Raw genomic sequence first — 24,943 nt, 5'->3', positions numbered from 1 at the left:
TCTGTCGGACAAGACCCCGGATGAAGCTTATTTCGCGATGCTGCCCGCGATTACATTGGCAGCGTGACCGCCCAGCGTTCCACTTAAAAATCGAAAAAACTGTCCGAACGAACGGGGCCACCTCTGTTGCGATCTATGGCGGCTCGGGATGCCGTGGCGCGCACGCCGAAATTCTCGCGGTCGCCGAGCGGCTGAAGGCACCCATCGCGCACACTTCTCGCGCCAAGGACGCGCTCGAGCACGACAACCCGTACAACGTCGGCATGACTGGAATTATCGGCGGCGAAGCGGGTTATCTGGCGGTGTCCGAATGCGAGACCTTGCTATTGCTGGGCGCCGACTTCGCGTGGCGGCAGTTCTACCCGGAGCACGCCAAAATCGTGCAGATCGACCTCGCGCCGGACCATCTCGGCCGCCGGCATCCGGTCACGCTCGGTCTGGTGGGCGACATCAAGTCCACCATGGAGGCCTTGTTGCCCCGCCTCAAACCGCGCACGTCGACCGAGTTCCGCGACAAGGTCGTCGAGCGGCATGCTCGCGCGGTGGAAACCCATCGCGCCAAGGCCGTCGCCTCGGACCGCGGGACGATCCCGCCCATCTATCTGACGGAGTTGATCAACCGGCACGCCGCAAGCGATGCGATCTTTTGCGCTGACGATGGCACGCCGACAGTCTGGCTGTATCGTCATATCGAAACCAACGGAAAACGCCGGGTGTTTTCGAGCTTGCTGCACGGCACGATGGCGGCCGCGCTGCCGATGTCGTTAGGATTGCAGAAGTGTCAGCCAGGACGTCAGGTGATCTCCATGTCCGGCGACGGCGGTCTCGCCATGCTGTTCGGTGAGCTCCTGACGGTCGTGCAGGAGAAATTGCCAATCAAGATCGTGGTGTTCGACAACGGCAAGCTCGGCTTTATCGACATCGAGCAGAAGTCCGAAGGCATGCTGCCGCTCTATACGGGCCTGCAAAACCCGGACTTCGGCAAGGTGGCCGAGGCAATCGGATTATGGGGCCGCACGGTGACGAAGTCCGCCGAGCTCGAAGAGGCCGTCGTTGCCTGGCTGAACGAGCCGGGTCCCGCGCTCCTGAATGTCAAGGTCGATCCGATGACACTCGTCATGCCGCCGAAGATCGAATGGGGAGCCGCCTACGGCATGGTCCTGTATTCGGCGAAAGCCATGTTGCAAGGGCAATCCGCCGACGTGTTCGCGATGATCCGGGAAAACTTGTAGGGCTGGCGGCATTGAGGCGCGCGGCCGGGTGGCAGGCGCCTCGTGGCACGAAATGCCGCGCTTTTCCGGCGTATTTTGCCGATTATTTGATCTGAGCGAGACGGAGATTCGCATGCGGGGTTGGCAAGAAGTTTATGACGGCGGATCGCCGGAGGCAGAGCGGCAGATTTTTCTCGATCTGGCGGAAAAGATGCTCGAGATTCAGGAGAGCAACCGGATCAAGGCAGGCAAAGATCATCATGACCGGACGCTCCATTCGAAAATGGTCGTAGGGGTGGCCCAGGCATCGCTGATCGTCGATGCGGAAATACCGGCACCGTTTCGCGTATTGCATTTCCAGCCGGGCGCGGCGCTGCCTGTTGCGGTGCGTTTTTCCAATGCGAGTGCGATTCCGCAGTCGGATGCCATGCCCGACATGCGCGGAGCCGCGCTCAAGATCATGCTGGACGGCGGGGACGTGCATGATTTGCTGCTCACGAGTTTTCCCGTTTCACATGCACGCAATGCGCGGCAATTCGTCGATTTCGCCATGCTGGCCCAAGGGCCGCGCGAGACATTCCTGCCGCGCCTCGCGAGCCGGTTTGGAGAAGCGGAAGCCGCGCGCATGATCAACAACATTCAGCAGGCGGCGCGACCCTGCGCGAGTTTTGCACTGGAACGCTTCTGGAGTCGCGGTGCCATCTTGTGGGACACGATGCCGGTGCGATTCGAGCTTCGTCCCATGTCGACCGCCGCTTCTCATGAAACCATCGATGCCGGACCCGACGCGCTTCGCCACGAATTCACGGCGCGTCTGAAGTCGGGATCCGTATCGTTTCGCCTGGCGGTTCAACCCTTCGTCGACGAAGCCTCGACACCCATCGAGGATGCGGGAATCGAGTGGCGTGAAGACGTATCCGCACCGGTGGAGATCGCGACTTTGAATATCCCGGCCCAAGACCTCGACGAGGCGGACGCGAAAGCCAGGGCGGCACAGATTGATGCAATGGCTTTCAATCCATGGAACGCACCGGCGCCGTTTCGCCCTTTAGGTAATCTCAACCGGGTTAGGGGCGTGGTCTACGCAGCGAGTTCGCAACGCTGGCAGCAGCGCGGCCACTCAAAGGGCTAGCGTCGAAGTCCGCGTAACTGCGCCGCGAGACTGGCCAGGATCGCCAGTATCCCGATTGTCTCCAGCAAGGGACCGAGCATGATGTTCCCCGGCTAGCGATGCAAAAGCATGGGCGCGTACGTCTTCACGAAGAACGCCAGCGTGATGCAGGACGTGACGAGAAGCGTGATGCCACGGATGATCCCCGGCGGCGACCGGCGACCGATTCTTGCGCCGCCATAGCCACCGATCATTGCGCCCGCCAGCATAAATAGCGTCTCGGGCCAGCGCACTGCGTGAGCCACGCTGAAGGCAAACACCGCCACGACATTTGCCGCACTCACCAGCAGCGTGCGCGGCGCGTTAAGGTGCTTCAGGTCGCAGTTGTCGAGCAGTCCCCACATCGCAATCATCATGATTCCGACCGCGCCGCCAAAGTAGCCGCCGTAGACGCCGAGCGCGAACTGAACCGCCAGCACCACGCGCGCGTGAATCTGCCAGCGGGCGCGCAACGCCTCGCCAATACGCCGCCCGAATGCGAGCGCGATGGCGGCGATCAGCAGCAGCCACGGCAGCACGAACGTGAACGCCGCGGACGATGTCCACAGCAACAACAGCGCGCCTGCCAGGCCGCCGCACAACGTGGCCGCCAGCAGCGCGCGAAGCGATACGGCGCCTACCGGCCGCAGTCCGTCGCGATACGCCCATGCGCTGGCGAGACCCCCCGGAAACAGCGCAACTGTACTGGAGGCGTTCGCCTGAACCGGAGGCACACCGGCCGCGAGCAGCGCCGGCAAACTCACGAACGAGCCGCCGCCCGCCAGCGCATTCATTGCCCCAGCCAGGATGCCTGCCAGAAAAGTCAAAACGAACGTGTTCATGAGAGCGATATTAGTCACGCGGTTGCAGCCTCACAATCTGGAACTTCCGGTGCTAGACTTCGGAAAATCCGAATTGAGGATGGCTGACCATGCGCTTCGACCTGACGGATCTGCGCCTTTTCCTGACCGTGGTGGAATGCGGAAGCCTGACGCAAGGCGCGCGTGCGATGCATCTGGCGCTGGCGTCGGTCAGCGAACGCATTGCCGGCATGGAATCGGCGTTGGGCGTGTCGTTACTCGAACGCAACCGGCGCGGTGTGCGCTCGACGGCTGCGGGCGACGTGCTGGTCATTCACGCCCGCTCGATCCTCGGTCAGGTGGAAATGATGCGCGGGGATTTGCGCACTTACGCGACCGGCCTGAAAGGGCGCATCAGGTTGCTATCCAATAGCGCCGCCATGGCCGCGTTCCTGCCGCCGCAGCTATGCCGGTTTCTGGCGGAACATCGCGACCTGTCGATCGACCTGGACGAACAGCCGAGCGTGGACATCGTCCAGACGCTGATGGACAGGCGCGCGGATCTGGGCGTCGTGGCGGACATCACCGATCTCGGCGCCCTGCAGACGCATCAGATCGCCACCGACCAGCTCGTTGCGGTCGCCAGCCACACGCATCGTTTCGCCCGGCAAGCGACCGTGGCGTTTGCCGATCTCCTCGGCGAGCCGATTGTGGGCGTGGCAGACGCAGCGCTCGAAATCCATCTCGCGGAACGTGCCTCGCGTTTGGGACGCCAGCTCGACTATCGCATCCAGTTGCGCAACATCGACCATGTAGCCATGTACGTTGAAGCCGGAGTCGGCATTTCGATTCTTTCAGAAGGGCTAAGCAGAACACTGCGCCGCGATTTGGTCGTTATCCCGCTGGCGGAAGCCTGGGCCACCCGCCGGCTCTATCTCTGTGCGCGCGACTTTTCCGCGCTGACTTCGCATGCCAGTCTGCTCGCGCAGCAATTGCGGCAGTGTGCCGCGTAGAGGGTTTCTGTTGGGTTTCTGTTGCTGGATGAGGCTTTCTGAAGAGAGCGAAGGGGCCACGGATTTCTGCGCGAGGCCGATTATTACGAGGGGCAGCCAGAACCCACGCCGCTTCTGACACGCGACCGCGACACCCCGGTCTGATCGGAGCGCGCGGCCCAGGAATTCACGCGTGCGGGCCATCGTGCAGCGTTCGGCCTCGCGCTGTCACTCACCATCTGTTCACTGGCCCCGCAGCCGGAATGCCCGCTGCGCCAGCGCCGGCGTCGCTTTACAGCAGGCGAGCGCAGCAAAGCGCAAGCGGCGCTTCACTCGCGTGGTCAGAAAGGGAGCGCCCTGTACGCCCGGTCGGCTATCATGCGTATCCTCTCCGAAGTAGCTGCTTATGATTTCCGTCCGTAATGTCACGCTGCGTCGCGGCGTCAATGTCGTACTCGACAACGCATCCGTCACCTTCACCCCCGGCGAAAAGATTGGCCTTGTCGGCCGCAATGGTGCCGGCAAGTCGTCCTTCTTCGGCCTTCTCAACGGCACGCTGCACGAAGACAGCGGCGAGTTCTCGATTCCCGCTGCATGGAAGATGGGTCAGGTCGCGCAGGAGATGCCGGAGACCGAGCAGAGTGCGACCGACTTCGTCATCGAGGGTGATACCGTCATGCTGGCCGCGCAGGCTGAAGTCGCCGCCGCTGAGGCCAGCGACGACGGCATGCGCATGGCGCACGCCTACATGGCCCTGCACGACGCCGGTGCACATGATGCGCCCGCACGTGCCCAGGCGCTGATCCTGGGCCTTGGCTTCAGTGCGGCGCAACTCAGCCAGCCGGTCAACAGTTTTTCCGGCGGCTGGCGCATGCGACTGCAACTGGCGCGCGCGCTCATGTGTCCGTCCGACCTGCTGTTGCTCGACGAGCCGACCAATCACCTCGACCTCGACGCGCTGGTCTGGCTGGAAGCGTGGCTCAAGCGCTATCAGGGAACCATGGTCGTGATCAGCCACGATCGCGAATTCCTCGACGCGGTGACGCAGGTAACAGTGCACGTCGACAACGCCAAGCTCGTGCGTTACGGCGGCAACTACAGCAAGTTCGAAGAAATGCGCGCTGAGCAACTGCTGTTGCAGCAGGCCGCGCTGGCCAGACAGGCGGACAAGATCGCCCATCTGCAGAAATTCATCGACCGTTTCAAGGCCAAGGCTTCGAAGGCGAAGCAGGCGCAGAGCCGGGTCAAGGCGCTCGAACGCATGGAGAAGATCGCCCCCGTGCTCGCCGACGCAGAGTTCACCTTCGAGTTCAAGGAGCCGCTCAACGTCCCGAACCCGCTGTTGTCGATGTTGGACGCGAGCTTCGGCTACCCGGCGCCGGCTGACGCACCGACGGGCACGCCGCCGACGGTCATCGTGCGGGGTATCAACCGGTCCGTGCTGGCCGGGCAGCGCATCGGCATTCTCGGTGCCAATGGCCAGGGCAAGTCCACGCTGGTGAAGACGGTGGCGCATGAACTGGCGCCGATTGCCGGCGAAATCAGCGAAGGCAAAGGCCTGAACATCGGCTACTTCGCCCAGCAGGAACTCGACGTGCTGCGTCCTCTCGACACGCCGATGGAACACATGATCCGCCTTGCCAGGGATACGCCGGCGCACCTGCGTGCCCCGGGCCAGAGCGGCACCGAACAATCGCTTCGCACCTTCCTCGGCACTTTCAACTTCAGTGGCGACATGGTCCACCAGGCGGTCGGCACGATGAGCGGCGGCGAAAAGGCGCGGCTGGTGTTGTGCATGATCGTGTGGCAGCGTCCCAACCTGCTGCTGCTCGACGAACCGACCAACCACCTCGACCTGGCCACACGCGAAGCGCTAGGCATGGCACTCAACGAATTCGAAGGCACGGTATTGCTGGTCAGTCACGACCGGTCCTTGCTGCGCGCGGTATGTGACGAGTTCTGGCTCGTCACCAAAGGCGGCGTGGAGCCCTTCGACGGCGATCTGGACGATTACCAGCAGTTCCTGCGCGACGAAGCCCGTCGCATGCGCGAGCAGGCTGCTGGGGAGCAGCAAGTCCGCTGAGACGCGCAGCAAAAGCGGCCTGTTGACGCAACCCGGCGAGGACGGGCGCGGCGCCTCTTACGCGGATTCCTTCTCACTATCGAAGTGCAGGCGAGCCGCCGTGACCGAGGCATGATTCTCGTCGGCCCACTGAATCAAGACGTTCAATGCCGCGAACATGGAATGCCCCAGCTCCGTCAAGCTGTATTCGACGCCCGGTGGCTTCGTAGGAAAAACTTCACGATGCACATAGCCGTCGCGCTGTAATTCGTGAAGCGTCTGCGTGAGCATTCGCTGCGATATGTCGGGCACCAGGCGGCGAAGTTCACCGAATCGATGCGGATGCTCGGCCAATGCCATCATCAGCAACGAACTCCATCGCCCGCTGATGACATCGACGACATCGCGTACCGGGCAGTTCGCAAAATTGCCGTATTTGGTGCGGGCCGTTTCCAGTCTCGTTTTGAGCGGGCAAGGTGGCGCCTTGGTGGTTCCCATTTGGTAACTATCTCCTGAAAAACTGCCTTCTTTACGGATGAGCGTGGACACTTGATCATTGGGGTGCTCTCAAAATGAGAGTAACACCCAAGATGAGGCTAGTCCATGAGCGACACCATTTTCGTCACCGGCGCATCCGGTCAACTCGGCCAGCTTGTTATCAAGCAGCTACTTGCTCGCGGTGTCACGCACAACCGCATCATCGCCGGCACACGCAGTCCCGAAAGGCTTGCGAGCCTCGCGGCAACGGGCATTCAGGTTCGCAAGGTGGACTTCGAAAACCCGCAAGGCCTGACCGATGCTTTCAAAGGCGTGGGCACGGTCCTGATCATTTCTACAGACGCCCTGGACGGAGCAGGCACGCGATTGAAGCAGCATCGCAACGCGGTTTCGTCGGCCGTGGCGGCAGGCGTCAAACGGCTTGCTTATACGTCGATGCCCAATCCTGGCAGTTCGCTTTTGACCTTCGCACCGGATCATCTGGAAACCGAGCGGGCCATCAAGGCCACCGGTTTGCCGCATGTGATTTTCCGGAACGGCTGGTATCAGGAGAATCTGCTCAGGTCGCTCCCCGCTGCATTGAAGAGCGGCCACTGGTATTCGGCGTCTGAAGGCGGCCGAACGTCGTATGCGGCGCGGGAAGAGATTGCTGAAGCGATTGCCGCAGCGCTGGCCACGTCGAACTCCGATAGCCGGATATACACGCTTACTGGTTCCGAGGCACTGTCCAACGAAGAAATCGCCCGGCTCGCCCGGCAGGCTACAGGCAAGCCTCTTGCCGTGGTTCATGTAACGGATGAGCAACTCGCTGCGAGTCTGAAAGAGGCGGGTGTTCCTGACGTATTTATTTCTGTATTGGTGTCGATTGAGGCGGAGGTTCGGGCTGGCAATCTTTCTATCGTCACCGACCATCTCGCGTCACTTATCGGCCGTTCTCCCAAGCGGCTTGCCGATTATCTGCAAGAGGCCAAGGCCAGTTATACAGGTTGAGTGTCTTGCCGTGCTGAATCGGGGAATTAGACGCGCGGAGGCTTGCCAGACAGGCGGCTGCGATGCAAAGCGCAATTCGGGTCGAGCAGGAGATTGCCTACGCGCAAGCGCACGGCAATGCGAAGTGCGTCGATGGACTCGAGACTGCGCTTTAATAATGCACGCTTGCCCTTAATAGAAGGGGAGGACTCATCTCTTATGGCTTCAATGGCGCTCGAGTGATGAATTGGCGGATTTCTGCAGAACCGAGAAAAGCGACTTCAGCGCCGAAAGTTCTCTGATTTTCCCATGATCTACGAATCAGTTGCCGGGCGCCGGAGAGGTCCGTCCGTAAGCGCCCATTTCGGGCGTGCGACGAACCGTATGCGGTTCGGACTCCTTGCGTATTTTCAGATTCCTGACCATTGCACTGAGCACGGTAAAGACAATCCCGATCCACATCATTGCCAGCATCACTTCGAATACGCCAGAGAAATCCATTGCTGCTATTCCATTTAATCGCGAGCCGGACAACAAAGCGTCAAGCCCACATCATGTTCGAGCGATCCCCTGCCACCAGGCGGGATGCCGGATCAGCATGATCCAGATCCGTATAACGGCGCCGTAGCCGCTTTCTTGAGGCCGGTGTCATCGTCTGCCGTGAGCGCGCTTCTGCCTGCCGTGGCGCAGCGGGCGGTCGGTCGCGCGGCCAGACCGCCCGCGTCAACTCGCCTTTGCCGCTGACATCCGCAAGCCGGCGTGCCCGGATGTCGGAAAGCCCTTGTCCTGGCAGAGGGTTTGAATATATGATTCGTATACGGTTCATATATGGGGAGTGACGTGGGCATTGTGAATATCGACGACGACTTGCACGATCAGATACGTAAGGCAAGCGCGGTGTCATGCAGGTCGATCAACGCGCAGGCGGCCTTCTGGATCAAGGTCGGCATGCTGTGCGAAATGAATCCGACGCTGAGTTTCAATGAGATCGCTACCCGTGAACTGAGAGCCGCGGGCGTCGTGGCGCAAACCGTCAATGTGGCGCTGACATGACCAAGCGACCCGAAGAAATCGCCTTGATGGCGGAGTCGGGCCAACTACTGGCGGATGTATTTGGCTATCTGAATCAAATGAGTCTGATCGGCATGTCTACCATGCAGGTCAACGATCTGGTCGATCACCTCATCGTCAATGAACTCAAGGCACGCCCCGCGAGCAAAGGGCAGTACGGCTATGCCTACGCGCTTAACTCGTCACGCAACCATGTGGTTTGTCACGGTGTGCCGTCTGCGACTGAGATCCTGCAAAGCGGCGACATCGTCAATTTCGACATTACGCTGGAGAAGAACGGCTATGGGCGAAGTCCATTGGTGGCTATAGTCGACGGACTGACGCGAAGTCGATACCTGCCGAACGGTGGCGTACGGATTAAACTCTCAAGCCGTCCGGAAGCGCGAGCTGTTCGCACATAAAGTCAATAAACACGCGCAGTCTCGGCGTGAAATGCTTCCCGGATGGCCACAAGATTCGAAACGCCGCGTCGGGCTCGTTGCAAGTTTTCAGCACATGGATCAATCGGCCGGTATCGAGATGCTGTCTGATCGCAAAGTCGGGAAGGTAAGCGATGCCCATGCCCTCCAGCGCGAAGTAAATGCGAGTTTCGAGGTTGTTGCAAATAATCGAGGGCGATAACTGAAAATCCTTGGCGATCTCGCCTTCTTCGAGTGGCCAGATTTGAAGCTTGCCCGTTTTTGGAAAACGAAACTGGATACATGCGTGTTGAGTCAGGTCACTGGCTCTCTCAGGTGTGCCACGTCGCGCAAGATAGTCCGGCGCGCCGACCAGCATCATGCTGAAAGAGCCGAGGCGTCGCGAGGTTAGTAGCGAGTCTGGTACGTCGCCCGTTCGGATAACGGCGTCGAATCCTTCCTCGATCACGTCAACCTGGCGGTCCGTGAATTCGAAATCAAGAACGACATCCGGATAAACGCGGTTGAACTTCGCCAACACGGATAGAAAGGGTTCGGTGACCAGCGGCAGGCTGAGCTTCAGCCGTCCGCGCGGGCTCAGACTGACCTGAGACAACTCCGCGCGTGCCGCTTCAACCTCGCTCAATATCCGGCGACCCCGCTGCAGGAAAAGCGCGCCTTCGGCAGTCAGCGCAACGCTGCGCGTGCTTCGATTGAAAAGGCGTACGCCGAGTTGATCCTCTAGCGCGCTGACCCGCTTCCCGACTGCCGACGCAGAGATGCCGAGCAGCCGACCGGCCGCAACGAAACTGCGGGTTTCCGCGACCTGTACAAATATCTGAATGGCGCCGCTATCCATCGCTCGCCCTCGATTAAGGAGAAATTACTCCGGATAGCATGGAACTCTACCCCACTTACTCCTTAATGGCGATCTCGCTAGCATCGAAGCTCTTCAATCGAATTGTGAGGTTGGCCATGCACGACACCATTAGTCGTTGGGAAATTCCGTCTTTCGGTCTTGACAAGCTTGCGCTGCGTGAAATTCAGCGTCCGATACCAAAGGCCGGCGAAATCGCGGTCGAAGTGGACGCAGTCTCGCTTAACTATCGTGACGCCGAGGTGGTCGACAATGGCATGGGGAACACATTGAGTTTTCCATTTACGCCTGCGTCCGACATAGCGGGGCGGGTTGTCGCCGCGGGTGAAGGCGTGACGCGCTTCTCGGTCGGCGATCGAGTCATTTCTGCCTATATTCCGGGATGGGTAGACGGCGTCCCACTGTCGTGGACAGATGCGCCAACCCAGGGAGGTCCCATCCCAGGCATGCTCGCGCAGTACGTGGTTACGCCTGCCGAATGGTGCGTGCAAGCCCCACGCACGCTCAGCGCAGTCGAAGCAAGCACGTTGCCGGTTGCGGCGCTGACCGCGTGGATGGCGCTGGTCGAACTCGGAAAGTTGCACGCCGGCCAGACCGTCGTCGTACAAGGGACGGGTGGTGTTTCACTGTTTGCGATTCAACTGGCTGCTGCGCAGGGCGCGCGCGTCATCGTCACGAGCGGCAGCGACGGGAAGATCGCGCGCGCAATCTCCCTCGGGGCCCATTCCGGAATCAATCGCAATACGAATCCCGAGTGGCAACGTGCAGTGCTGGAACGGACGGGAGGACGTGGCGCGGACCACATTCTGGAAATGATCGGCGGCGACAATGTCGAGCGTTCGCTACAAGCCGTCGCACAGGGCGGCCGCATCTCGGTCATCGGTCTGCTCGATTCGGACAGGCTGAGTCTTCCCATCCTCCCTCTGCTTGCTAGTCGTGCGTCCATTGTTGGCATCGCGGTTGGACCACGCCGCGCGCTCGAGGATCTGGTGCGAACGATCGACTTGCTGGAAATCAAGCCAGTTATCGACACGACCTACGCATTCTCACAAGTCCCGCAGGCCTTTGCGCATCTTCGACGCGGCGCATTCGGCAAGATAGTCGTGCGAGTTGGTGACGCATGAGTACGTCAAGCAACACAGCCGAATCGATCTCTTTTCGCGCCGCGCCAGATCGATTTCGGAGGGGGTACTCATGACGAATGTCGCGAAATCCGCAGCCGCCATGCCCGCCATCATGTTGGGCCTGTTTGGTCTGTACACGCTTGAATTCGGCGTGATGGGCTTACTGCCAGTGATCGTCGAGCGGTTTGGCGTCACGGTGTCGCAAGCCGGTCTGTTGATGGGCCTGTTTGCCTTGATCGTTGCGATATTCGGACCATTTATGGTCTTGATCTCGGCGCGTTATGACCGCAAGAAGGTGCTGGTTCTAGCGCTATTCGGATTCTCCGTATGCAGTACATTGTCAGCCTTTGCGCCCACTTTCTCCAGCCTGATGGCATTGCGCATCGTTCCGGCATTGCTGCATCCGATCTTCTTTTCCGCGGCGTTCACAGCGGCTGCCTCTCTGTATCCCAAGGAACGCAAGGCACATGCGTTGGCTCAGGCCTTCGTCGGTACCACTTTCGGGCTGGTGCTCGGTGTCCCTGCGACAACATGGATCGCCGCTCACTTCGCATACGAAGCGTCGTTCCTGTTCTGTGCGGCGGTTACCGCGCTTTCGGGAGTCGGCCTGCTTCTGATGTTGCCTGGCCAAGGCCTCCCCGTGGCGATGAGCTTTGGACATCAACTCGCGGTGCTGCGCAAACCCGCACTCTGGTTGAACATCATGGCGACGATCCTTGTTTTTACCGCGATGTTTTCAGTCTATAGCTACGCGGCTGAGTACCTGAAGACCGAGAGCGGTATGGATGGCACGACAATCAGCTTGATGCTGGTGATCTTCGGTCTGGGCGGAGTGTCGGGCAACTTGCTGGCGGGCCGTTTGCTGGCGAAGCATATGCTGATGACAACGCTGCTGCATCCGGTCTCACTTGCGGCGGCATATCTGGTGCTCTATATCTTCGGTGGCTCAAACGTCGGTACGATGACCATCATCGCTTTGCTGTGGGGCGCGACCCATACGAGCGGGATGCTGATTACTCAAGTGTGGCTGACCTCAGTGGCTAGCGAAGCGCCCGAATTTGCGACCAGCCTTTTTGTGTCTGCGGGAAATGGCGGCGTCGTGTTGGGGGCTGCGGTCGGGGGCCTCTTTATCGACCGTTTCGGGACGGCTGGCGCGATCGGAAGCGGCCTCATCTTTTCTGCGCTGTCGGTGTTGGTCATCGGCGCGAAAGCTTTGATCTATCGCGCACAGCAACCACGCTTTCAGGCCGCCAGCGCGACTCATTGAACGACGAGGGCGGGAAATCCGCGAGTCGCCGGGCCTCGCGAATGGCCTCTTTTGTTGAACAACGGCCCCCTCGCGACCAGTTGAGCGCGTAGCGATCCCGCCGCTACGCCCGGCAAGTTTCTGGTTTCCCCTTCTCAACGGACTGCGGCTCTAATCCATAGGATTGAACCGCGCAAAGTTCATCCCAATCGCCCGCATTTATGCAATTCTGCCAGGCAAATATGCGCAGGTGAAACCTATCGTACCGATGCTATTCTGTCCTGCATCGCGGCATTCGGGAAAATAAAATGATTTACTGTGTGCAGTTTGAGGATAACGAGGCGATTGCCTCTGCTCGTGCGGAAAATATGAAACTTCATCTGGAGTTTCTTCAAAAAAACAAGGCGGCGTTTCTTCAGGCCGGACCGCTGATCGACACGGCTGATGGCACCGGTGCAGGCGGCCTGTGGGTGGTCGAGGCGGGAACGCCCGAGCAGGTCCTCGCTTTAATCAAGGAAGATCCATTCTGGCCGACCGGCTTGAGAAAATCATTTCGCATTGTTGAATGGCGCCAGGTATTTTCGACGGTGAAGCGGAATGTATAGTTCGCTCATTTTATTCAAGAAATTGATTTTGAAGCACCGTCGCTTATATGTAGCACGAGCGGCTTTATCAGGTTCAGCTCGGTCATTTAACTAGCCGAAAGTCAGAGGATTCAGTGAATCAACGGTCACTCAACCTGCCGGAAACCTGGGTCGTGCGCGACGCGACGTTCGTGCGAATCTGGGCGGCAATATTCTCGTCATCGGTCGCAACCTTCCTGCTGCTGATGACGCTGTCAGCCGCCGTGTTCACACAAACCCACTCTCCGGTCTTTTCGAACGGCATCGTCCTGACACAGTGGGTGCCGGCAGTGCTGGCGTTGCCGCTGATTAAGTCACTCGCTTCGCGTTACGACGGACGCTCGCTCCTGATCGCGGCGGAAGTGGGCTCGGCCCTTTCGTTGCTGATCACGATGCGGCTGCTGAACGATCTCTATCCGTTGCTCGGGATTCTCGTCGTCAAGGGCACGTTCGACAATCTGTCGAAGGTCGCGCGCCCCGTCGCGGTCAAGCGGCTTTTTGCGGGCGCCGCGCTGGATCGCGCCGCGTCGTACTACAACACAGCGATGCTGGTCGGCGGCGGTGTGGGTGCGCTGGCCGGCGCGTTGTTCCTCGCGCGTCTGAGTTCGCAGCAGGTCATCGCACTGTCTATCGCGCTTCACCTGATTTCGGCCTGCAGCTATGCGACGATCGCCAAAGCACGGCAGCCCGCCGATCAGTCCGGCAAATCGCACGCGGTGAGCGAGCGCGCCGAACCGGATGCGCAATCGGCGCTCGTCTATTTCATTGCCGCAGTGGCGCTCTTTCAGGGGTATCACAACATCGCCCGTTCGGTCTTCGCGGTCGACCAGCTCGGCATGCCGGCATCGGGCATCGCACTGTTGCAGGCCGTTACCAATATCGCGTATGTGGTCGGCGCGCTCGCGGCGGCGCGCATCGATGTCGCGGGCGGCCGCTATCGCACCATCGGGCCACTGGCGCACGGCATCGCGCTCGCCACGCTGATTCCGCTGATCTTCATCACGCGCCCCGCGTTCGGCGTTCCGATGTACGCGGTGTTCGCGTTCGGCTTCGAGGCCGCGTACTGCGTGCATATGCGCTTCGTGATCACCTCTGTGCCGTCGGCGAGCATGCCCAGAATCATGGCCAACGCGAATGCGTGGGCGCTCGGCCTGATGCTGGCCGTCTCGCTGGGCGGCAGTTATCTGGTGAGCGAAATCGGCTTCGCGCCGGTCACGCTCATCGTGATCGTCATCGCCGCGCTAGTGCCGCAGCTCGCCCGGTTTCGCCGGGCGGCGTTCGCGAACCGAGCCGGCTTCCTTGAAAAAGAAGTGGGGTAATCATGCATATCGCGTTTGTCGACAGCAATCCGGTCGGATTGAATGCGCTGCTTGCAGCGAAGCGCCTCGGACACGAAGTCACGTTCGTTTCGTCGAAGCAGTTTGTCGAATTGCTCGGCGATCTGTCGGCGGTCGAAACACGCGGACTGGCCGACCGGATCGTCCGGATCGATGCGTCGAGAGATGAGGACGAACTGTTTGCCGCGCTGTCCGAACTGAACCGTCAATATCCGCTCGACGCGGTGGTGACGGTGCTTGAGTACTGCGCGAGTTCGGTGGCGCGTTGCGCGCAGCGATTGGGCCTCGCGGGCACCAACCCGGCGGCGTTGTCGCTGGCGCAGAATAAGGCCGCTTGCCGCGACCGGATCAGCGCCAGCGGCTTGAGGTCGGTCGGCCATTTCGTCGTCGACACCCTTGAGCTGGCACTCGTGCGCGCGGCGCAGATCGGCTATCCGGTTATCGCGAAACCGTTGAGCGGCGGCGGTAGCATCCTGGCCGAGAAGATCGACGACGAAGACGGGTTGTGCGCGTACTTCGCCTCGCTCGGCAAGAAGCTTGCGTTGCCTCCCGGTTTGCTCGACGCGATTTCACGGCAAACGCTGCTCGAAGATTACATCGACGGGCCGCTGTTATCCGTCGAGGTCGCGGCAGCGGCCGGCGAAGTGGTGCCGCTGATCGTGTCCGCCAGAAAGCGCTGTATCGACGAACCCGCGATCGAACTGGGCACGACGATGCCGGCTCCCGTGCCGCCGGAAGTGGCGGATGCATTGCGCAGTTACGCAGTCGACGTCGTGCGCAGTGTGGGGCTGGACTTCGGCATCTTCCACATTGAAATCATTTTGAGCGAACACGGGCCCGTACTGGTGGAGGCGAATCGCGTGTCATGGGCGGCAATATGCCGACGGTTTTCAAGCTCGCGACCGGCATCGACGCGTACGATCTGCTCGTCGACATGTACCTGACACGCGCGATGCCTGCGGCGTGCCGCGACATCGTTCCGACCCAGGCGGCGACCACCAGAATGATCGGCGCGGCGGAATCGGCGCAGGTGGAAAAAACGATCGCGCCGAACTGGAATGCGCCGTTCAAGGAACGTTTGGCCGGCTGGCGTTTCGACGTCAGCCGCGGCATGCGAGTGGCGAAAATGGACAGCAGTACGTGCCCGTTTCACTTTCAGGTGGTCGGCGCATCGCCACACGAAAGTAGCCTGCTGGCCGAGTGGATCATCAGTCAAACGGCTCGGGCGACCGGCATCAAACTGCGCAGCTCGAGCGAAGACTATCTGTTCCGCTAGGCGCTCGCCTCAACGCCCAGCGGCATGGCGCGACGCGAGCGCGGTCACCGTCGCCGCGGCCCAGTCGATAACCGTGCGCACTCGGTTCAGCTTGCGCAGATCGGGATGCACAAGCAGCCAGATTTCACGTGTCAGGTCGCAGGGAAATTGCGTCGCGCGGACAAGGCCGCCGATGCTCTCGCCGACGGCGACCGGCAGCAACGTTTTGCCTAGTCCTTCCTGCACACAGGCGAGCAGCGCCTCGGCATCGTTGACCATCACCTGGGCCGCCGCTCCCTGTCCAGGCCCGATGGTTTTCGCCATCCACTCCGCTTGCGGCAGGTCGTTCATCCGATCATCGTAGGTAACCCATCGCAGCGTTTCTTCTGTCGCGCCCTCGCGAAGATAGACGCCGTACGGCAGTTCGCCCAGCTTTCTCGCGACCACGCTGACTTCGTCGCGCGGCCGCGCGAGGCGAATCGCGATATCCGCTTCCCGCTTGGTCAAACTCAGCGAACGCGCTTCAGCGACCAGTTCGACGTTGAGGTCCGGATGCTGATCGAGCAGATTCGGCAACGCCGGAATGAGAATTCGGTTGATGAGGATCGGCACCGACGTGACGCGCACGGTGCCGGCGACGCGAACATCGGCGCCAGAAATCGTCTGCGTGGAGCTTTGCACTTCGATCTCGATGCGCTCGGCGAGGCCGGCGATTTCGAGGCCCGCATCCGTCAGCGTCAGTTTGCCTTTAACACGATCGAACAGGCGCGCGGCCAGCCGTGCTTCGAGCTGAGCAATCCGCCTGACCACCGTGCTTTCGTTAACTGACAGCAGACGCGCCGCCTCGCCGAAATTGCCGGTCCGCGAAGCGGCCAGCACGACCCGCAGGTCATCCCAGTTTTTTTTTGACATACGCCGTATTTCCTTACGCGATCTATCGTCTGGATCGGATCATAACTACATCACCGGCATGCGCCAACAATCAAATGTTGTTAAATTATGTGTCAGGCGTCGCTGTTTTAAATCAATATGAATAATTAAGTGTAGTCACGTCCGTACAGATTGTCATGCGCTGCAATTTTGCAGTTCAGGACTGCAAATCTGCGGATTCCTCGAGGCTATTTGCTCATATATGATAATCAAAGTCGATTTTGTGATGACGCACATTATTTTTCTGGAAAAATTAATTTTCAAACTGAAGCGTGGAGGGGGCAGTGGTGTTGTTTATGGCATTGATTGGTTATTTTTTTCTGCTTACCTGTTGCCCATTCTTTTTATGGCGGTCATTTCTTGTTGTCGCAAGGGAGGTTATTCGAAGCCGTGAGGTGACGCTGAATCAGAAATACAGCATGGCGTGGCATCTTTGCAAGGAATTGCTTTATGCACCGCTTTTTACCGTGCTCTGGTATATCGACGAGATTCTGTTTTCACGGTTTGTGCAGCAGAAGCTGGCCAGGCCGGTTTTCATCATGAGCCAGCCGCGCAGCGGAACCACTTTCCTGCTGCGGACGCTGGCGCTCGACGCGAATACCTTCTTTTCCCTGACACATCTGGAATGGCGCTTTCCGTTCATCACGCTGTGGAAAATCCTCGATATGTTGGGTTTGCGAAAATGCGTCGAGGGAATTGGCTATTGGCCGAATACCGAATTAGGCCGGCTTGCTGCGAAGATTCACGAACATCAGTTGGGCAGTGTCGAGGAGCATGGAATATTTTTTGAAGAACGCATGTATCACCATTATTTCACGTTCCGGCGCTTCCCATTTATCAAGGTACTAAAGCGTGTCATGGAAGTGCAGACGCTGAGCCCGAGAGAAAAACGCAAGATTTTGCGCACATTCAGAAAAACAGTTCAAAAGACCGCTTATTATCGTGGCGCCGGCCGTATTTGGCTGACAAAAGAAAACGAAAGCGTCGATCTGTATAAATTATTGCATAATGAATTCAACGACGCTAATTTCGTGGCTATTGTCAGGCCACCGGAAGGATTTGTCAGTTCGTACGTGACGATGTCGGATATCTGTACAAAAGCGAAGCACGGCGTTGACCCGCAACGCATTGCGAGTTGGGATAAAGAAAATATGGAATTTCGTAAAAAGGAGTGTTTGAAACTGATCGAATTTTGCGGGGAGTTGGAGCGAAGCAACGCGATCACTTACCTGACGTTCGAACAGTTCACGACGGAAATCCAGCACACCGTCGAACGCGTTTATGCGGCGATCGGCGTGCCGCTGAGCAGCGACTATGCACGGCTTCTCGCGGACATGCAGGCGGAGCAGGACGGGCGCGTTTCCGGCTATGTGAACGCACCGCGCAGTGTGGACGGCTTCGAAGCCTTCGGCGCGTTCGTCGCCCGCATCGGAGCCGGCGCTCCTAAACACAGTCTCGCGACCCAACACAACCTGTAAGAGTCCATCTAATGAACATCCTTGGTCTGAACTACATTTTTCATGACTCGTCGGCATGTGTCGTTGCCGCTGGGGAACTGCTGGTTGCCGTGGAAGACGAGCGACTGACGGGCGACAAACATTCGCAGAAGTTTCCGGAACGCGCGATCGAAAGCTGTCTTGCGCGCAGCGGGTTGAAAGCATCGGACATTGACCATATCGCGATCTCGTTTAATCCGAAAAAACATGTCGTCACGAAGGCACTGTATGCGGCGTCGCTGCACCGGGCCGCGGGTTCTTTCATCTCCTATGAGTTCTTGCGGCTGAGAGCGCGACAGAAAGCGTTCTGGAACTGGTACAACAAAACGTGGGACCGGCGCGGAGCGCGTCCCAAAGTGCATTTCATCGATCATCATCTGTCGCATATCGGCGGCAGCTATTTCGTTTCTCCGTTCGACGAAGCCGCACTGCTGTCGATCGACGGCTGGGGCGAATGGTCGACCACCTGGCTCGGTTATGCGAAGGGCCGCACGCTGCAAGCATTCGGTGAGAGCCGGTTTCCGCATTCTCTGGGTTGCTTCTATTCCGCCGCGACGGAGTTCTGCGGCTTCAAGCCGAACTACGACGAAGGCAAGACGATGGGCCTCGCTCCTTGCGGCGATCCCGAGCGCTTCTACGACAAGGTGAAGTCGCTAGTGCGAATCGGCGCGGCCGGCGAGATCGAACTGGATCTGTCGCTGTTCGACTTCCCGCAAGTCACGGGGCGCTTCTGCAACGACGCGTTCTACCAGGCATTCGGTGCGCCACGCAAGCGCGGCCAACCGTTCGAGGATCATCACCGGGATGTCGCGGCGGCGTTTCAGCGGGTGATCGAGGAAAGCATTCTGCAGTTGTGCCGAGTGCTCGAAAAGAATACGGTCACGCGCAACCTCGTGCTCGCCGGCGGCGTGTCGCTGAACAGCGTCGCGAATGGGCGCGTGATGCGCGAAACCCAGTTCAAGAACATCTATGTGATGCCGGGGGCGGGCGACAACGGCACCTGCATCGGCGCGGCGTATTACTTGTATAACGGCCTTCTTGAGGGCGGGAAGCGCTATCACCATGAGCACCCCTATATCGGCACCGAACATTCGAACGAAGAGATCGAAGAGGCACTTCGCCAATCGAAGGTGGCTTACCGGAGATCGGCCGACGTCTGTGCTGAAACCGCGTACCTTCTGCGGAAAGGCAAGATCGTCGCGTGGTTTCAGGGCAAGATGGAATTCGGTCCGCGCTCGCTCGGCGGCCGCAGCATTCTCGCGGATCCGACGCTGCCGGGGATGAAAGACAAGATCAATGCCGAGGTCAAGCATCGCGAGTCATTCCGGCCGTTTGCGCCGTCCATCGCGGCGGAAGACGTGTCGAAGTTCTTCGACTTCTCCGGCGAATCGCCATTCATGCTGATGGTGTGCGACGTGCTGCCCGACAAGCAGGCGCTGTTGCCGGCCATCACGCACGTCGACGGCACCGCGCGCCTACAGACGGTGTCGGCGACGTCCAGCCGGCGTTACTACGGTCTGATCAAAGAGTTCGAGAAGTTGTCCGGCATTCCGGTTATTCTCAATACAAGCTTTAACATCATGGATCAGCCGATCATCGAATCCCCGCTGAATGCGATTCGATGCTTCTTTTCGACAGGATTGGACGTGTTGGTGATGGGCGACTTCATCGTCGAGAAAACGCCCATGGCCGTCGCCGACACACCGGTCGTGCTGCCCGCTTCGCCGCTACGCGAGTCCGTCTCGTTCGAGCCGGCGTCGGGGGCGAATCGCAACGACGCACAACTAGATACCATTTCTTGATGCGGCGTCCCGCATTTCGGCAAGTTGAAAACAATAGGGGAAAGACATGGACCTGACCGATATCGCCAGCGGCGATATCTGCTGGCACACAATGCATGTCGACAAACGATCACGTGCAAAGCAGAAAAACCAGAAGGCGGCCGCGTTGTGGCTGACCGGACTGTCGGCGTCTGGAAAATCGACGATTGCCTCGATGCTCGAGCGGCGCTTGCATAGCAGGGGGGCGCATACGTACGTTCTCGATGGCGACAACGTCCGTTTCGGCCTGAATCGCGACCTGGGTTTCTCGGACCGCGACCGGGTCGAGAATATCCGGCGGGTGGCCGAAGTCGCACGGCTGATGGTGGATGCTGGACTGCTCGTGATCGTGTCGTTCATCTCGCCGTTTCGCGCGGATCGCGACGCGGCGAGAGAACTGTTCGACGAAACCGAGTTTATCGAAGTGTTTGTGGAGACGCCGATTGCGGAGTGCATCCGTCGCGATCCAAAGGGCCTGTATGCGCGCGCCCTGCGCGGCGAGATCGAGAACTTCACCGGGCTCAATTCTCCGTACGAGGTGCCCGAGTCGCCAGAGATCCGACTTGATACCGTCGGGCGCTCGGTGGAGAAAACCGTCGAGCGAGTGGAAGTATGGTTGAAGGAGCGGGGGTATCTGAATGATTGAAGAAGACGCGTTCTCGGTAGATGCCGGCATGCTGGACCGTTTCGAGCAACTCGCCATCGCGGCGGGCGAACAAATTATCGAGTATTTTCACAACCGGTGCCCGGTATGGAACAAAGCGGACAGGTCGCCGGTAACCGAAGCCGATTACGCCGCGGAAGCGGTCATCGTGGACGGATTGCGCGCGGCGTATCGCGGCGTGCCGTGCGTGGCCGAAGAGGCGGTGTCGGCGGGCACGGTGCCGAACGTGCTAGGGCGAGCCTTCTTCCTAATCGATCCGCTCGACGGCACCAAGGAGTTCATCGCGGGCCGCAACGATTTCACGGTGAACATCGCGTTGATACGGGACGGTGCGCCACTCATCGGCGTGGTGCTTGCGCCGGCGACGCGCATGCTGTACTCGGGCCGTCCCGGTTACGCGTGCATGTCGGAGGTAGGCGCCGATCGCGAGATACGCAACCGGCAGCGGATCACGGTGCGCGCCCGTTGTGAGCCACCGACCATCGTCGCAAGCCGATCGCACGCGTCGGCCGATACTGACGAACATATCCAGCGCTATCCCGACGCAAAATGTGTGTCGGTCGGCTCGTCGCTGAAATTTTGCGCCATCGCGAGCGGCGTGGCGGATATCTACCCGCGGCTCGGCCGGACGATGGAGTGGGATACCGCAGCGGGGCACGCTGTGCTGTCGGCCGCGGGCGGTCGCGTCATGTCGATGGACGGCGCGGTGTTGACTTACGGCAAGCGCGGGCAGAGCAGCGACGTAGATTTCGCGAATCCATGGTTTGTGGCGGAGGGTGGCCCGAGCGGCACTGTCTAGCGCCGTCGGCGCACCCAGGATCGGCGGTTCTTCGAGCTATGCGCATTTCATCCAATCATGCGCGAACTCGATTCTGGCGACCATTATGTGGAAGGCAGCGATCGCTTCGACGATTTCCGCATGCCAAGTATCGGTCGAAGAGTTCCAGCGCGAGCTACCCAGCTATAGCGAGATCGTGGGTCTCGCTGCGGACGGCAAGACATTCACGGAAGACGACCTTTCGCATCGAAGCCTCGCGGTCGTCGCATGGCTAGCTCCTTCGACTTTTCCGGTCGTCCACGGCGCAGCGCCGTATATTGTCGACAATTTAGCTATACGCGTCGACGGTCCCTTCGTGTTTAGGGTTGTAGGACGCCTGCCCTGATCCGTCGGTACGTCAACTCGCCCAGACGCCAGCGGGCAGGCGTCCTACAAGCCCCAAGGGAGGAAACCGCGGAGTGCTCCGACATGGTCTGAACCTTTCACCGCTATGGCGATTTGTTCAAGCCCGTTGGGAGCCTGTTGGATATAAACGCGGGTAAATGTGCGCCTGGGCAACCGCGATCGCAGCAGCGACGCTGCTGGCCGTTGCTATCATGCCGCCCCGGCCAGCACCAGACTGCCTGTCTGGAGTCGTAGGCGCAAGCGTCTCCTATGGGCTCCCGTTGGCGAAGAGCCGACAGTCGTTGCGTGCATTCTGACGCGATGGCATTCATGCGTGGGCTCGCTCAACAGGTGGTGCCCGGATAGGTCTGCTGCGCTGGAGTATGTCGATGATGATCATCGGCGAACCGCAGTGCCGGCAAACGAAGGTTGGCCACACTGCGACTGTCGCGATGTCGTTGGCACTGCGGCCGATACTGGCAGGCGCTCCGTCCAGCAACTCGCGTATCTTCGCGAGATTCGCGCGCCGCGATGGATTCGCGAGCAGACCGTAATGGCGGATGCGGTGGAAACCGCCAGGTAGCACGTGTAACAGGAAGCGACGCGTGAACTCATCTGTTTCGAGAGTCATGGTCTTGTTGCGTGTGCGTCCGTCCACGCGGTAGTCCTTCCAGCGGAAGGTAACGCCGTGTTCGTCGAGCGCGACCAGGCGCTGGTTGGAGATCGCGACCCGGTGCGTATAACGCGACAGATAGGCGGGCACCGCTTTGGGTCCCGCAAACGGGCGTTTGGCATACACCACCCACTCGGATGCGCGCATTGGCGCAAGCCACCTGGCAAAGGCGGCGACGTCGTTGAGCCCGGCGTATTCGCCGAAGAACCGCAACTGCCCCCGGTGATAGGTCACGAGAGTACGCGCACTGGAAGGAAGAAGCCCGGCCTGCACGCTACCCACCGGCTTCGGTCCGGCGACAACCCGCCACCGGGAACGATGCCATGCACATGGGGATGATGTGTGAGCGCCGAGCCCCACGTATGCAGGACGAGGGTGGCACCGATCTGCGCTCCAAGATGCTTCGGATCAGCGGCGATGGTGCGCAACGTTTCGGCCGCGATATCGAACAGCAGCCCGTAGATGGCGGCCTTGTTGTAATACGCAATCGCGCTGATGGCCGCCGGCAGTGTGAAGACCACGTGGTAGTACTCGACGGGCAGGAGATCAGCCTCACGCGCCTCGAGCCACCGGCGCGCAGCGCTAGCCTGGCACCTTGGACAATGTCTGTTGCGACATGAGTTGTAGGCGACTTCAATCGCCGCGCATCCTTCGCAGCGCAACACGTGCCCTCCCAGCGCCGCGTTGCGGCACTGTTCGATCGCGGACATGACCTTTAACTGCCCGAGGTTCAGGTTAGCGGATTGATGCCACGCTGAACCAAGAGAGCGAAAGACGTCTGCTACCTCAAGCGCGCAATGCGCCACAATGAGAGTCAATCGGTACGCAGACTCTCAAGAGGGCTGACCACCTCGCGCAGAATATCGGTGGCAACCTGGGCGTAAAGCGCTGTGGTCTCAAGCTTCTTGTGCCCAAGCATGACCTGGATCACCCGGATATCGACCTTCTGTTCCAGCAGATGCGTGGCAAAGCTGTGCCGCAAGGTATGCATGGACACGCGCTTGTCGATTCCCGCAGCTTCGGCCGCAGCATGGACCGCCCGGTTGAGCTGGCGGGTGCTGAGCGGCTCGATCGGGTTAAGTCCGGGAAACAGCCAGCCACCGTCGAGCATCTTGCCCTGGGCTCGTGCGACTCGCCTCCAGACCCGCAAACGCTCGAGCAGGATCGGCGACAGCATGGCATATCTGTCCTTCTGGCCTTTGCCCTGCTCAACGCGCAGCGTCATACGCTCGCTATCGATGTCACCGACCTTCAGGGCAGCTACCTCGTTGGCGCGTAATCCTGTTCCGTAGGCGAGCGCCAGCACCGTTTGATGCTTCAGGTTGGTCGCCGCCGCGATCAGCCGGCCAACCTCTTCGCGGCTGAGTATGACGGGCAAGGTACGCGGAAGATAAACCGGATGCATCTTCGCCATCAATGCCTCTTTAGCGAGCGTCGTGCCGAAGAAGAACTTCAACCCGGTGATCGCCGCGTTCAGGGAAACGGGCGATACGCCGCGGTCCACCAGATACAGCTGGTAGCGCCGCAAGTCCTCGACGGTGGCAGTGTCGGGCGAGCGCCCGAGGAAGACAGTGAACTCTCATACCACACGAAGATAGTTGGCTTGCGTGGTTTGCGCGAGTCGACGCATGCGCATGTCGTCCATCATGCGCTGACGCAACGGACTGACAACTTGGGTGGGGGATGTCATGGCCCGGTTCCTCCTGGGTAACGAGGCGGATCGCCTCATTAGCCAACATAGGAAACCGGAGGGTTTTACCCTTCACCGACCAATAACTTTGAACGGAGCGCATACCGCGCGAGCGGTTTAGTCCCGTGGCCGTTCGTCGCCTCCGCCGCGACGACTGATATCCCGGTTCCATTCACATCATGTGATTCCTGCTTCTGCAGGCCGGTCGTGCATATGCCGAACGGTATATTGCGTGGTGTACCGTCGCGTCTAGACTCAAAGTGCTCCCACAACGTGGTCCTGACCTTTCCCTTTCCGCATTTTCACGTGTCGGGATTCCGCGGGCATAGTTGCTCGACTTGACGAATCAATAGCCCCATCGTTTGTGATTCCGCTGATCGGTGCTGTCCGTGATGGAGGTTCTCATGCAACGTCATCTAACTACTTTGCTCTCTGCCGCTGCGTTTTGGGCTGTGACACTGCTCTCGTTTCAGAGCGCCTTCGCACAAACAGCGGCGAGCCTGGTTGGCACCTGGAAGTTGATCTCTCTGACCGTCTTGAAAAGCGGTAGCCCAGTGGAGATCCTGGGCCTTCATCCAGAAGGTCAGCTCGTTTTTGGCGACGATGGGCGCTATACGCTGATCGCGGTCCGCTCCAACTTGCCGAAGCTCGCATCAGGCGATCGTCTTTCAGTGACGGCGGACGAAAACAAACAGATTGTGCAGGGAAGCGTCGCACATTTCGGAACATACGTAGTGGACCCGACTACGCACACGATCGAATTGCACATTCTGCGTATTTCGGCGAACGTGACCGCCGATTTCGGGAACGTGACCGATTCGGCGGGGTTGGGCGTTGCGCGGTGTTGATTGTAGATTTTCTTGTTAGTTCTGGTCGAGTTCGGACTCCAGGACGT

The 24,943-nt window shown here is 59.7% G+C and carries 23 protein-coding genes and 4 pseudogenes; 20 read left to right on the top strand and 7 right to left on the bottom strand.

The annotated features are described in order from the left end of the window. Both FQ755_RS29435 and FQ755_RS29430 read left to right on the top strand, forming a co-directional pair. Positions 1 to 1,232: thiamine pyrophosphate-dependent enzyme (locus tag FQ755_RS29435; protein ID WP_144159283.1), on the top strand; the 1,232-nt coding region annotated here is incomplete at its 5' end. A gap of 112 nt (positions 1,233 to 1,344) precedes the next feature. After that, complete coding sequence (locus FQ755_RS29430; RefSeq protein ID WP_186308693.1) at positions 1,345 to 2,343, top strand: catalase; 999 nt, start codon at positions 1,345 to 1,347, stop codon at positions 2,341 to 2,343. A gap of 92 nt (positions 2,344 to 2,435) precedes the next feature. On the opposite strand, the gene FQ755_RS29425 is transcribed toward FQ755_RS29430, so the two are convergent. Then, positions 2,436 to 3,203 carry a sulfite exporter TauE/SafE family protein gene (locus FQ755_RS29425; RefSeq protein ID WP_144159277.1) on the bottom strand — a complete coding sequence of 256 codons (768 nt, stop codon included), beginning with the start codon at positions 3,201 to 3,203 and terminating at the stop codon, positions 2,436 to 2,438. 89 nt (positions 3,204 to 3,292) lie between these two features. Between FQ755_RS29425 and FQ755_RS29420 the strand changes: the two genes are divergently transcribed. Together FQ755_RS29420 and FQ755_RS29415 are read left to right on the top strand one after the other, a co-directional pair. Then, the gene (locus tag FQ755_RS29420; RefSeq protein WP_144159273.1) at positions 3,293 to 4,174 is read left to right on the top strand and encodes a LysR family transcriptional regulator; all 882 of its coding nucleotides are present in this window, start codon (positions 3,293 to 3,295) and stop codon (positions 4,172 to 4,174) included. A 385-nt stretch (positions 4,175 to 4,559) separates the two neighbouring features. Further along, positions 4,560 to 6,236 (top strand): ABC-F family ATP-binding cassette domain-containing protein, encoded by a 1,677-nt coding sequence (locus FQ755_RS29415; protein WP_144159270.1) that lies wholly within the window; start codon positions 4,560 to 4,562, stop codon positions 6,234 to 6,236. A 57-nt stretch (positions 6,237 to 6,293) separates the two neighbouring features. Here the strand turns inward: FQ755_RS29415 and FQ755_RS29410 are convergent, their stop codons facing one another. Then, positions 6,294 to 6,713, bottom strand: coding sequence for a winged helix-turn-helix transcriptional regulator (locus FQ755_RS29410; protein WP_144159267.1), 420 nt, complete (start codon positions 6,711 to 6,713; stop codon positions 6,294 to 6,296). Between the two features lie 105 nt (positions 6,714 to 6,818). Here FQ755_RS29410 and FQ755_RS29405 point away from each other — a divergent pair, with 105 nt between their 5' ends. Together FQ755_RS29405 and FQ755_RS29400 are read left to right on the top strand one after the other, a co-directional pair. After that, the gene (locus tag FQ755_RS29405) at positions 6,819 to 7,703 is read left to right on the top strand and encodes an SDR family oxidoreductase (RefSeq protein ID WP_144159264.1); all 885 of its coding nucleotides are present in this window, start codon (positions 6,819 to 6,821) and stop codon (positions 7,701 to 7,703) included. Positions 7,704 to 7,765: 62 nt separating this feature from the next. Next, on the top strand, positions 7,766 to 7,858 hold the full coding sequence (locus FQ755_RS29400; RefSeq protein WP_260858908.1) for a DUF1090 domain-containing protein: 93 nt from the start codon (positions 7,766 to 7,768) through the stop codon (positions 7,856 to 7,858). Positions 7,859 to 8,003: 145 nt separating this feature from the next. Here the strand turns inward: FQ755_RS29400 and FQ755_RS29395 are convergent, their stop codons facing one another. Further along, positions 8,004 to 8,183, bottom strand: a complete 180-nt coding sequence (locus FQ755_RS29395; protein WP_144159261.1) for a hypothetical protein — start codon at positions 8,181 to 8,183, stop codon at positions 8,004 to 8,006. A 339-nt stretch (positions 8,184 to 8,522) separates the two neighbouring features. Here FQ755_RS29395 and FQ755_RS29390 point away from each other — a divergent pair, with 339 nt between their 5' ends. Together FQ755_RS29390 and FQ755_RS29385 are read left to right on the top strand one after the other, a co-directional pair. Next, positions 8,523 to 8,735: a ParD-like family protein gene (locus FQ755_RS29390; RefSeq protein WP_144159258.1), complete on the top strand. Its 213-nt coding sequence runs from the start codon at positions 8,523 to 8,525 to the stop codon at positions 8,733 to 8,735. After that, a pseudogene (locus tag FQ755_RS29385) lies at positions 8,732 to 9,037 on the top strand (M24 family metallopeptidase); the annotation flags it as partial. The gene FQ755_RS29390 and the pseudogene FQ755_RS29385, both read left to right, overlap by 4 nt. A 73-nt stretch (positions 9,038 to 9,110) precedes the next feature. Here the strand turns inward: FQ755_RS29385 and FQ755_RS29380 are convergent. Next, entirely contained in the window at positions 9,111 to 10,010 is a 900-nt protein-coding gene (locus FQ755_RS29380) for a LysR family transcriptional regulator (RefSeq protein WP_144159255.1), read from the bottom strand. Positions 10,011 to 10,126: 116 nt separating this feature from the next. On the opposite strand from FQ755_RS29380, the gene FQ755_RS29375 reads away from it, so the two are divergent. The 6 genes from FQ755_RS29375 (at position 10,127) to FQ755_RS29350 (ending at position 15,634) form a co-directional block, all read left to right on the top strand. Beyond that, positions 10,127 to 11,152 (top strand): zinc-dependent alcohol dehydrogenase family protein, encoded by a 1,026-nt coding sequence (locus tag FQ755_RS29375; RefSeq protein WP_144159289.1) that lies wholly within the window; start codon positions 10,127 to 10,129, stop codon positions 11,150 to 11,152. 70 nt (positions 11,153 to 11,222) lie between these two features. Next, positions 11,223 to 12,419, top strand: coding sequence for an MFS transporter (locus tag FQ755_RS29370; RefSeq protein ID WP_260858907.1), 1,197 nt, complete (start codon positions 11,223 to 11,225; stop codon positions 12,417 to 12,419). A 287-nt stretch (positions 12,420 to 12,706) separates the two neighbouring features. Continuing rightward, a complete protein-coding gene (locus FQ755_RS29365; RefSeq protein WP_144159252.1) occupies positions 12,707 to 13,003 on the top strand; it encodes a YciI family protein in 297 nt (98 codons plus the stop codon). Positions 13,004 to 13,116: 113 nt separating this feature from the next. Next, positions 13,117 to 14,340: an MFS transporter gene (locus FQ755_RS29360; protein WP_144159249.1), complete on the top strand. Its 1,224-nt coding sequence runs from the start codon at positions 13,117 to 13,119 to the stop codon at positions 14,338 to 14,340. A 2-nt stretch (positions 14,341 to 14,342) separates the two neighbouring features. Continuing rightward, complete coding sequence (locus tag FQ755_RS29355) at positions 14,343 to 15,302, top strand: acetyl-CoA carboxylase biotin carboxylase subunit family protein (protein ID WP_144159246.1); 960 nt, start codon at positions 14,343 to 14,345, stop codon at positions 15,300 to 15,302. Further along, positions 15,236 to 15,634, top strand: coding sequence for a hypothetical protein (locus FQ755_RS29350; RefSeq protein WP_144159243.1), 399 nt, complete (start codon positions 15,236 to 15,238; stop codon positions 15,632 to 15,634). Before FQ755_RS29355 ends, FQ755_RS29350 begins: the two co-directional genes overlap by 67 nt. A 9-nt stretch (positions 15,635 to 15,643) precedes the next feature. Here the strand turns inward: FQ755_RS29350 and FQ755_RS29345 are convergent, their stop codons facing one another. Continuing rightward, on the bottom strand, positions 15,644 to 16,525 hold the full coding sequence (locus FQ755_RS29345) for a LysR family transcriptional regulator (RefSeq protein WP_144159240.1): 882 nt from the start codon (positions 16,523 to 16,525) through the stop codon (positions 15,644 to 15,646). Between the two features lie 314 nt (positions 16,526 to 16,839). Between FQ755_RS29345 and FQ755_RS29340 the strand changes: the two genes are divergently transcribed. The 5 genes and pseudogenes from FQ755_RS29340 to FQ755_RS38800 all read left to right on the top strand — a co-directional run. After that, positions 16,840 to 18,021: a sulfotransferase gene (locus FQ755_RS29340; protein ID WP_144159237.1), complete on the top strand. Its 1,182-nt coding sequence runs from the start codon at positions 16,840 to 16,842 to the stop codon at positions 18,019 to 18,021. An 11-nt stretch (positions 18,022 to 18,032) separates the two neighbouring features. Beyond that, positions 18,033 to 19,841: a carbamoyltransferase gene (locus tag FQ755_RS29335; RefSeq protein ID WP_144159234.1), complete on the top strand. Its 1,809-nt coding sequence runs from the start codon at positions 18,033 to 18,035 to the stop codon at positions 19,839 to 19,841. 46 nt (positions 19,842 to 19,887) lie between these two features. Further along, positions 19,888 to 20,505: an adenylyl-sulfate kinase gene (cysC, locus tag FQ755_RS29330; RefSeq protein ID WP_144159231.1), complete on the top strand. Its 618-nt coding sequence runs from the start codon at positions 19,888 to 19,890 to the stop codon at positions 20,503 to 20,505. Continuing rightward, positions 20,498 to 21,322 carry a 3'(2'),5'-bisphosphate nucleotidase CysQ gene (gene cysQ / locus FQ755_RS29325; RefSeq protein ID WP_144159228.1) on the top strand — a complete coding sequence of 275 codons (825 nt, stop codon included), beginning with the start codon at positions 20,498 to 20,500 and terminating at the stop codon, positions 21,320 to 21,322. Before cysC ends, cysQ begins: the two co-directional genes overlap by 8 nt. A gap of 15 nt (positions 21,323 to 21,337) precedes the next feature. Next, a pseudogene (locus tag FQ755_RS38800) lies at positions 21,338 to 21,536 on the top strand (hypothetical protein); the annotation flags it as partial. Between the two features lie 477 nt (positions 21,537 to 22,013). Here FQ755_RS38800 and FQ755_RS29315 read toward each other — a convergent pair. Then, positions 22,014 to 23,164 (bottom strand): annotated as a pseudogene (locus FQ755_RS29315) (IS91 family transposase). 8 nt (positions 23,165 to 23,172) lie between these two features. Beyond that, positions 23,173 to 24,048: pseudogene (locus FQ755_RS29310) on the bottom strand (tyrosine-type recombinase/integrase). A 404-nt stretch (positions 24,049 to 24,452) separates the two neighbouring features. Between FQ755_RS29310 and FQ755_RS29305 the strand changes: the two are divergent. Next, positions 24,453 to 24,896, top strand: coding sequence for a lipocalin-like domain-containing protein (locus FQ755_RS29305; protein ID WP_144159225.1), 444 nt, complete (start codon positions 24,453 to 24,455; stop codon positions 24,894 to 24,896). Positions 24,897 to 24,943: the final 47 nt, after the last annotated feature.

The sequence above is a fragment of the Paraburkholderia sp. BCC1885 genome, assembly GCF_900996235.1.
Lineage (GTDB): Bacteria > Pseudomonadota > Gammaproteobacteria > Burkholderiales > Burkholderiaceae > Paraburkholderia.
Note: the sequence above shows the minus strand (reverse complement) of the source record. Positions and strands in the feature narration are given on the sequence as shown.

Coding starts and splice junctions, on each gene's coding strand:
- FQ755_RS29370 (WP_260858907.1), top strand. CDS start 11,223: ATGACGAATGTCGCGAAATCCGCAGCCGCCATGCCCGCCATCATGTTG.
- FQ755_RS29355 (WP_144159246.1), top strand. CDS start 14,343: ATGCATATCGCGTTTGTCGACAGCAATCCGGTCGGATTGAATGCGCTG.
- FQ755_RS29365 (WP_144159252.1), top strand. CDS start 12,707: ATGATTTACTGTGTGCAGTTTGAGGATAACGAGGCGATTGCCTCTGCT.
- FQ755_RS29340 (WP_144159237.1), top strand. CDS start 16,840: ATGGCATTGATTGGTTATTTTTTTCTGCTTACCTGTTGCCCATTCTTT.
- cysQ (WP_144159228.1), top strand. CDS start 20,498: ATGATTGAAGAAGACGCGTTCTCGGTAGATGCCGGCATGCTGGACCGT.
- cysC (WP_144159231.1), top strand. CDS start 19,888: ATGGACCTGACCGATATCGCCAGCGGCGATATCTGCTGGCACACAATG.
- FQ755_RS29415 (WP_144159270.1), top strand. CDS start 4,560: ATGATTTCCGTCCGTAATGTCACGCTGCGTCGCGGCGTCAATGTCGTA.
- FQ755_RS29345 (WP_144159240.1), bottom strand. CDS start 16,525: ATGTCAAAAAAAAACTGGGATGACCTGCGGGTCGTGCTGGCCGCTTCG.
- FQ755_RS29430 (WP_186308693.1), top strand. CDS start 1,345: ATGCGGGGTTGGCAAGAAGTTTATGACGGCGGATCGCCGGAGGCAGAG.
- FQ755_RS29350 (WP_144159243.1), top strand. CDS start 15,236: ATGCCGACGGTTTTCAAGCTCGCGACCGGCATCGACGCGTACGATCTG.
- FQ755_RS29405 (WP_144159264.1), top strand. CDS start 6,819: ATGAGCGACACCATTTTCGTCACCGGCGCATCCGGTCAACTCGGCCAG.
- FQ755_RS29380 (WP_144159255.1), bottom strand. CDS start 10,010: ATGGATAGCGGCGCCATTCAGATATTTGTACAGGTCGCGGAAACCCGC.
- FQ755_RS29375 (WP_144159289.1), top strand. CDS start 10,127: ATGCACGACACCATTAGTCGTTGGGAAATTCCGTCTTTCGGTCTTGAC.
- FQ755_RS29335 (WP_144159234.1), top strand. CDS start 18,033: ATGAACATCCTTGGTCTGAACTACATTTTTCATGACTCGTCGGCATGT.
- FQ755_RS29305 (WP_144159225.1), top strand. CDS start 24,453: ATGCAACGTCATCTAACTACTTTGCTCTCTGCCGCTGCGTTTTGGGCT.
- FQ755_RS29425 (WP_144159277.1), bottom strand. CDS start 3,203: ATGAACACGTTCGTTTTGACTTTTCTGGCAGGCATCCTGGCTGGGGCA.
- FQ755_RS29410 (WP_144159267.1), bottom strand. CDS start 6,713: ATGGGAACCACCAAGGCGCCACCTTGCCCGCTCAAAACGAGACTGGAA.
- FQ755_RS29420 (WP_144159273.1), top strand. CDS start 3,293: ATGCGCTTCGACCTGACGGATCTGCGCCTTTTCCTGACCGTGGTGGAA.
- FQ755_RS29400 (WP_260858908.1), top strand. CDS start 7,766: ATGCAAAGCGCAATTCGGGTCGAGCAGGAGATTGCCTACGCGCAAGCG.
- FQ755_RS29395 (WP_144159261.1), bottom strand. CDS start 8,183: ATGGATTTCTCTGGCGTATTCGAAGTGATGCTGGCAATGATGTGGATC.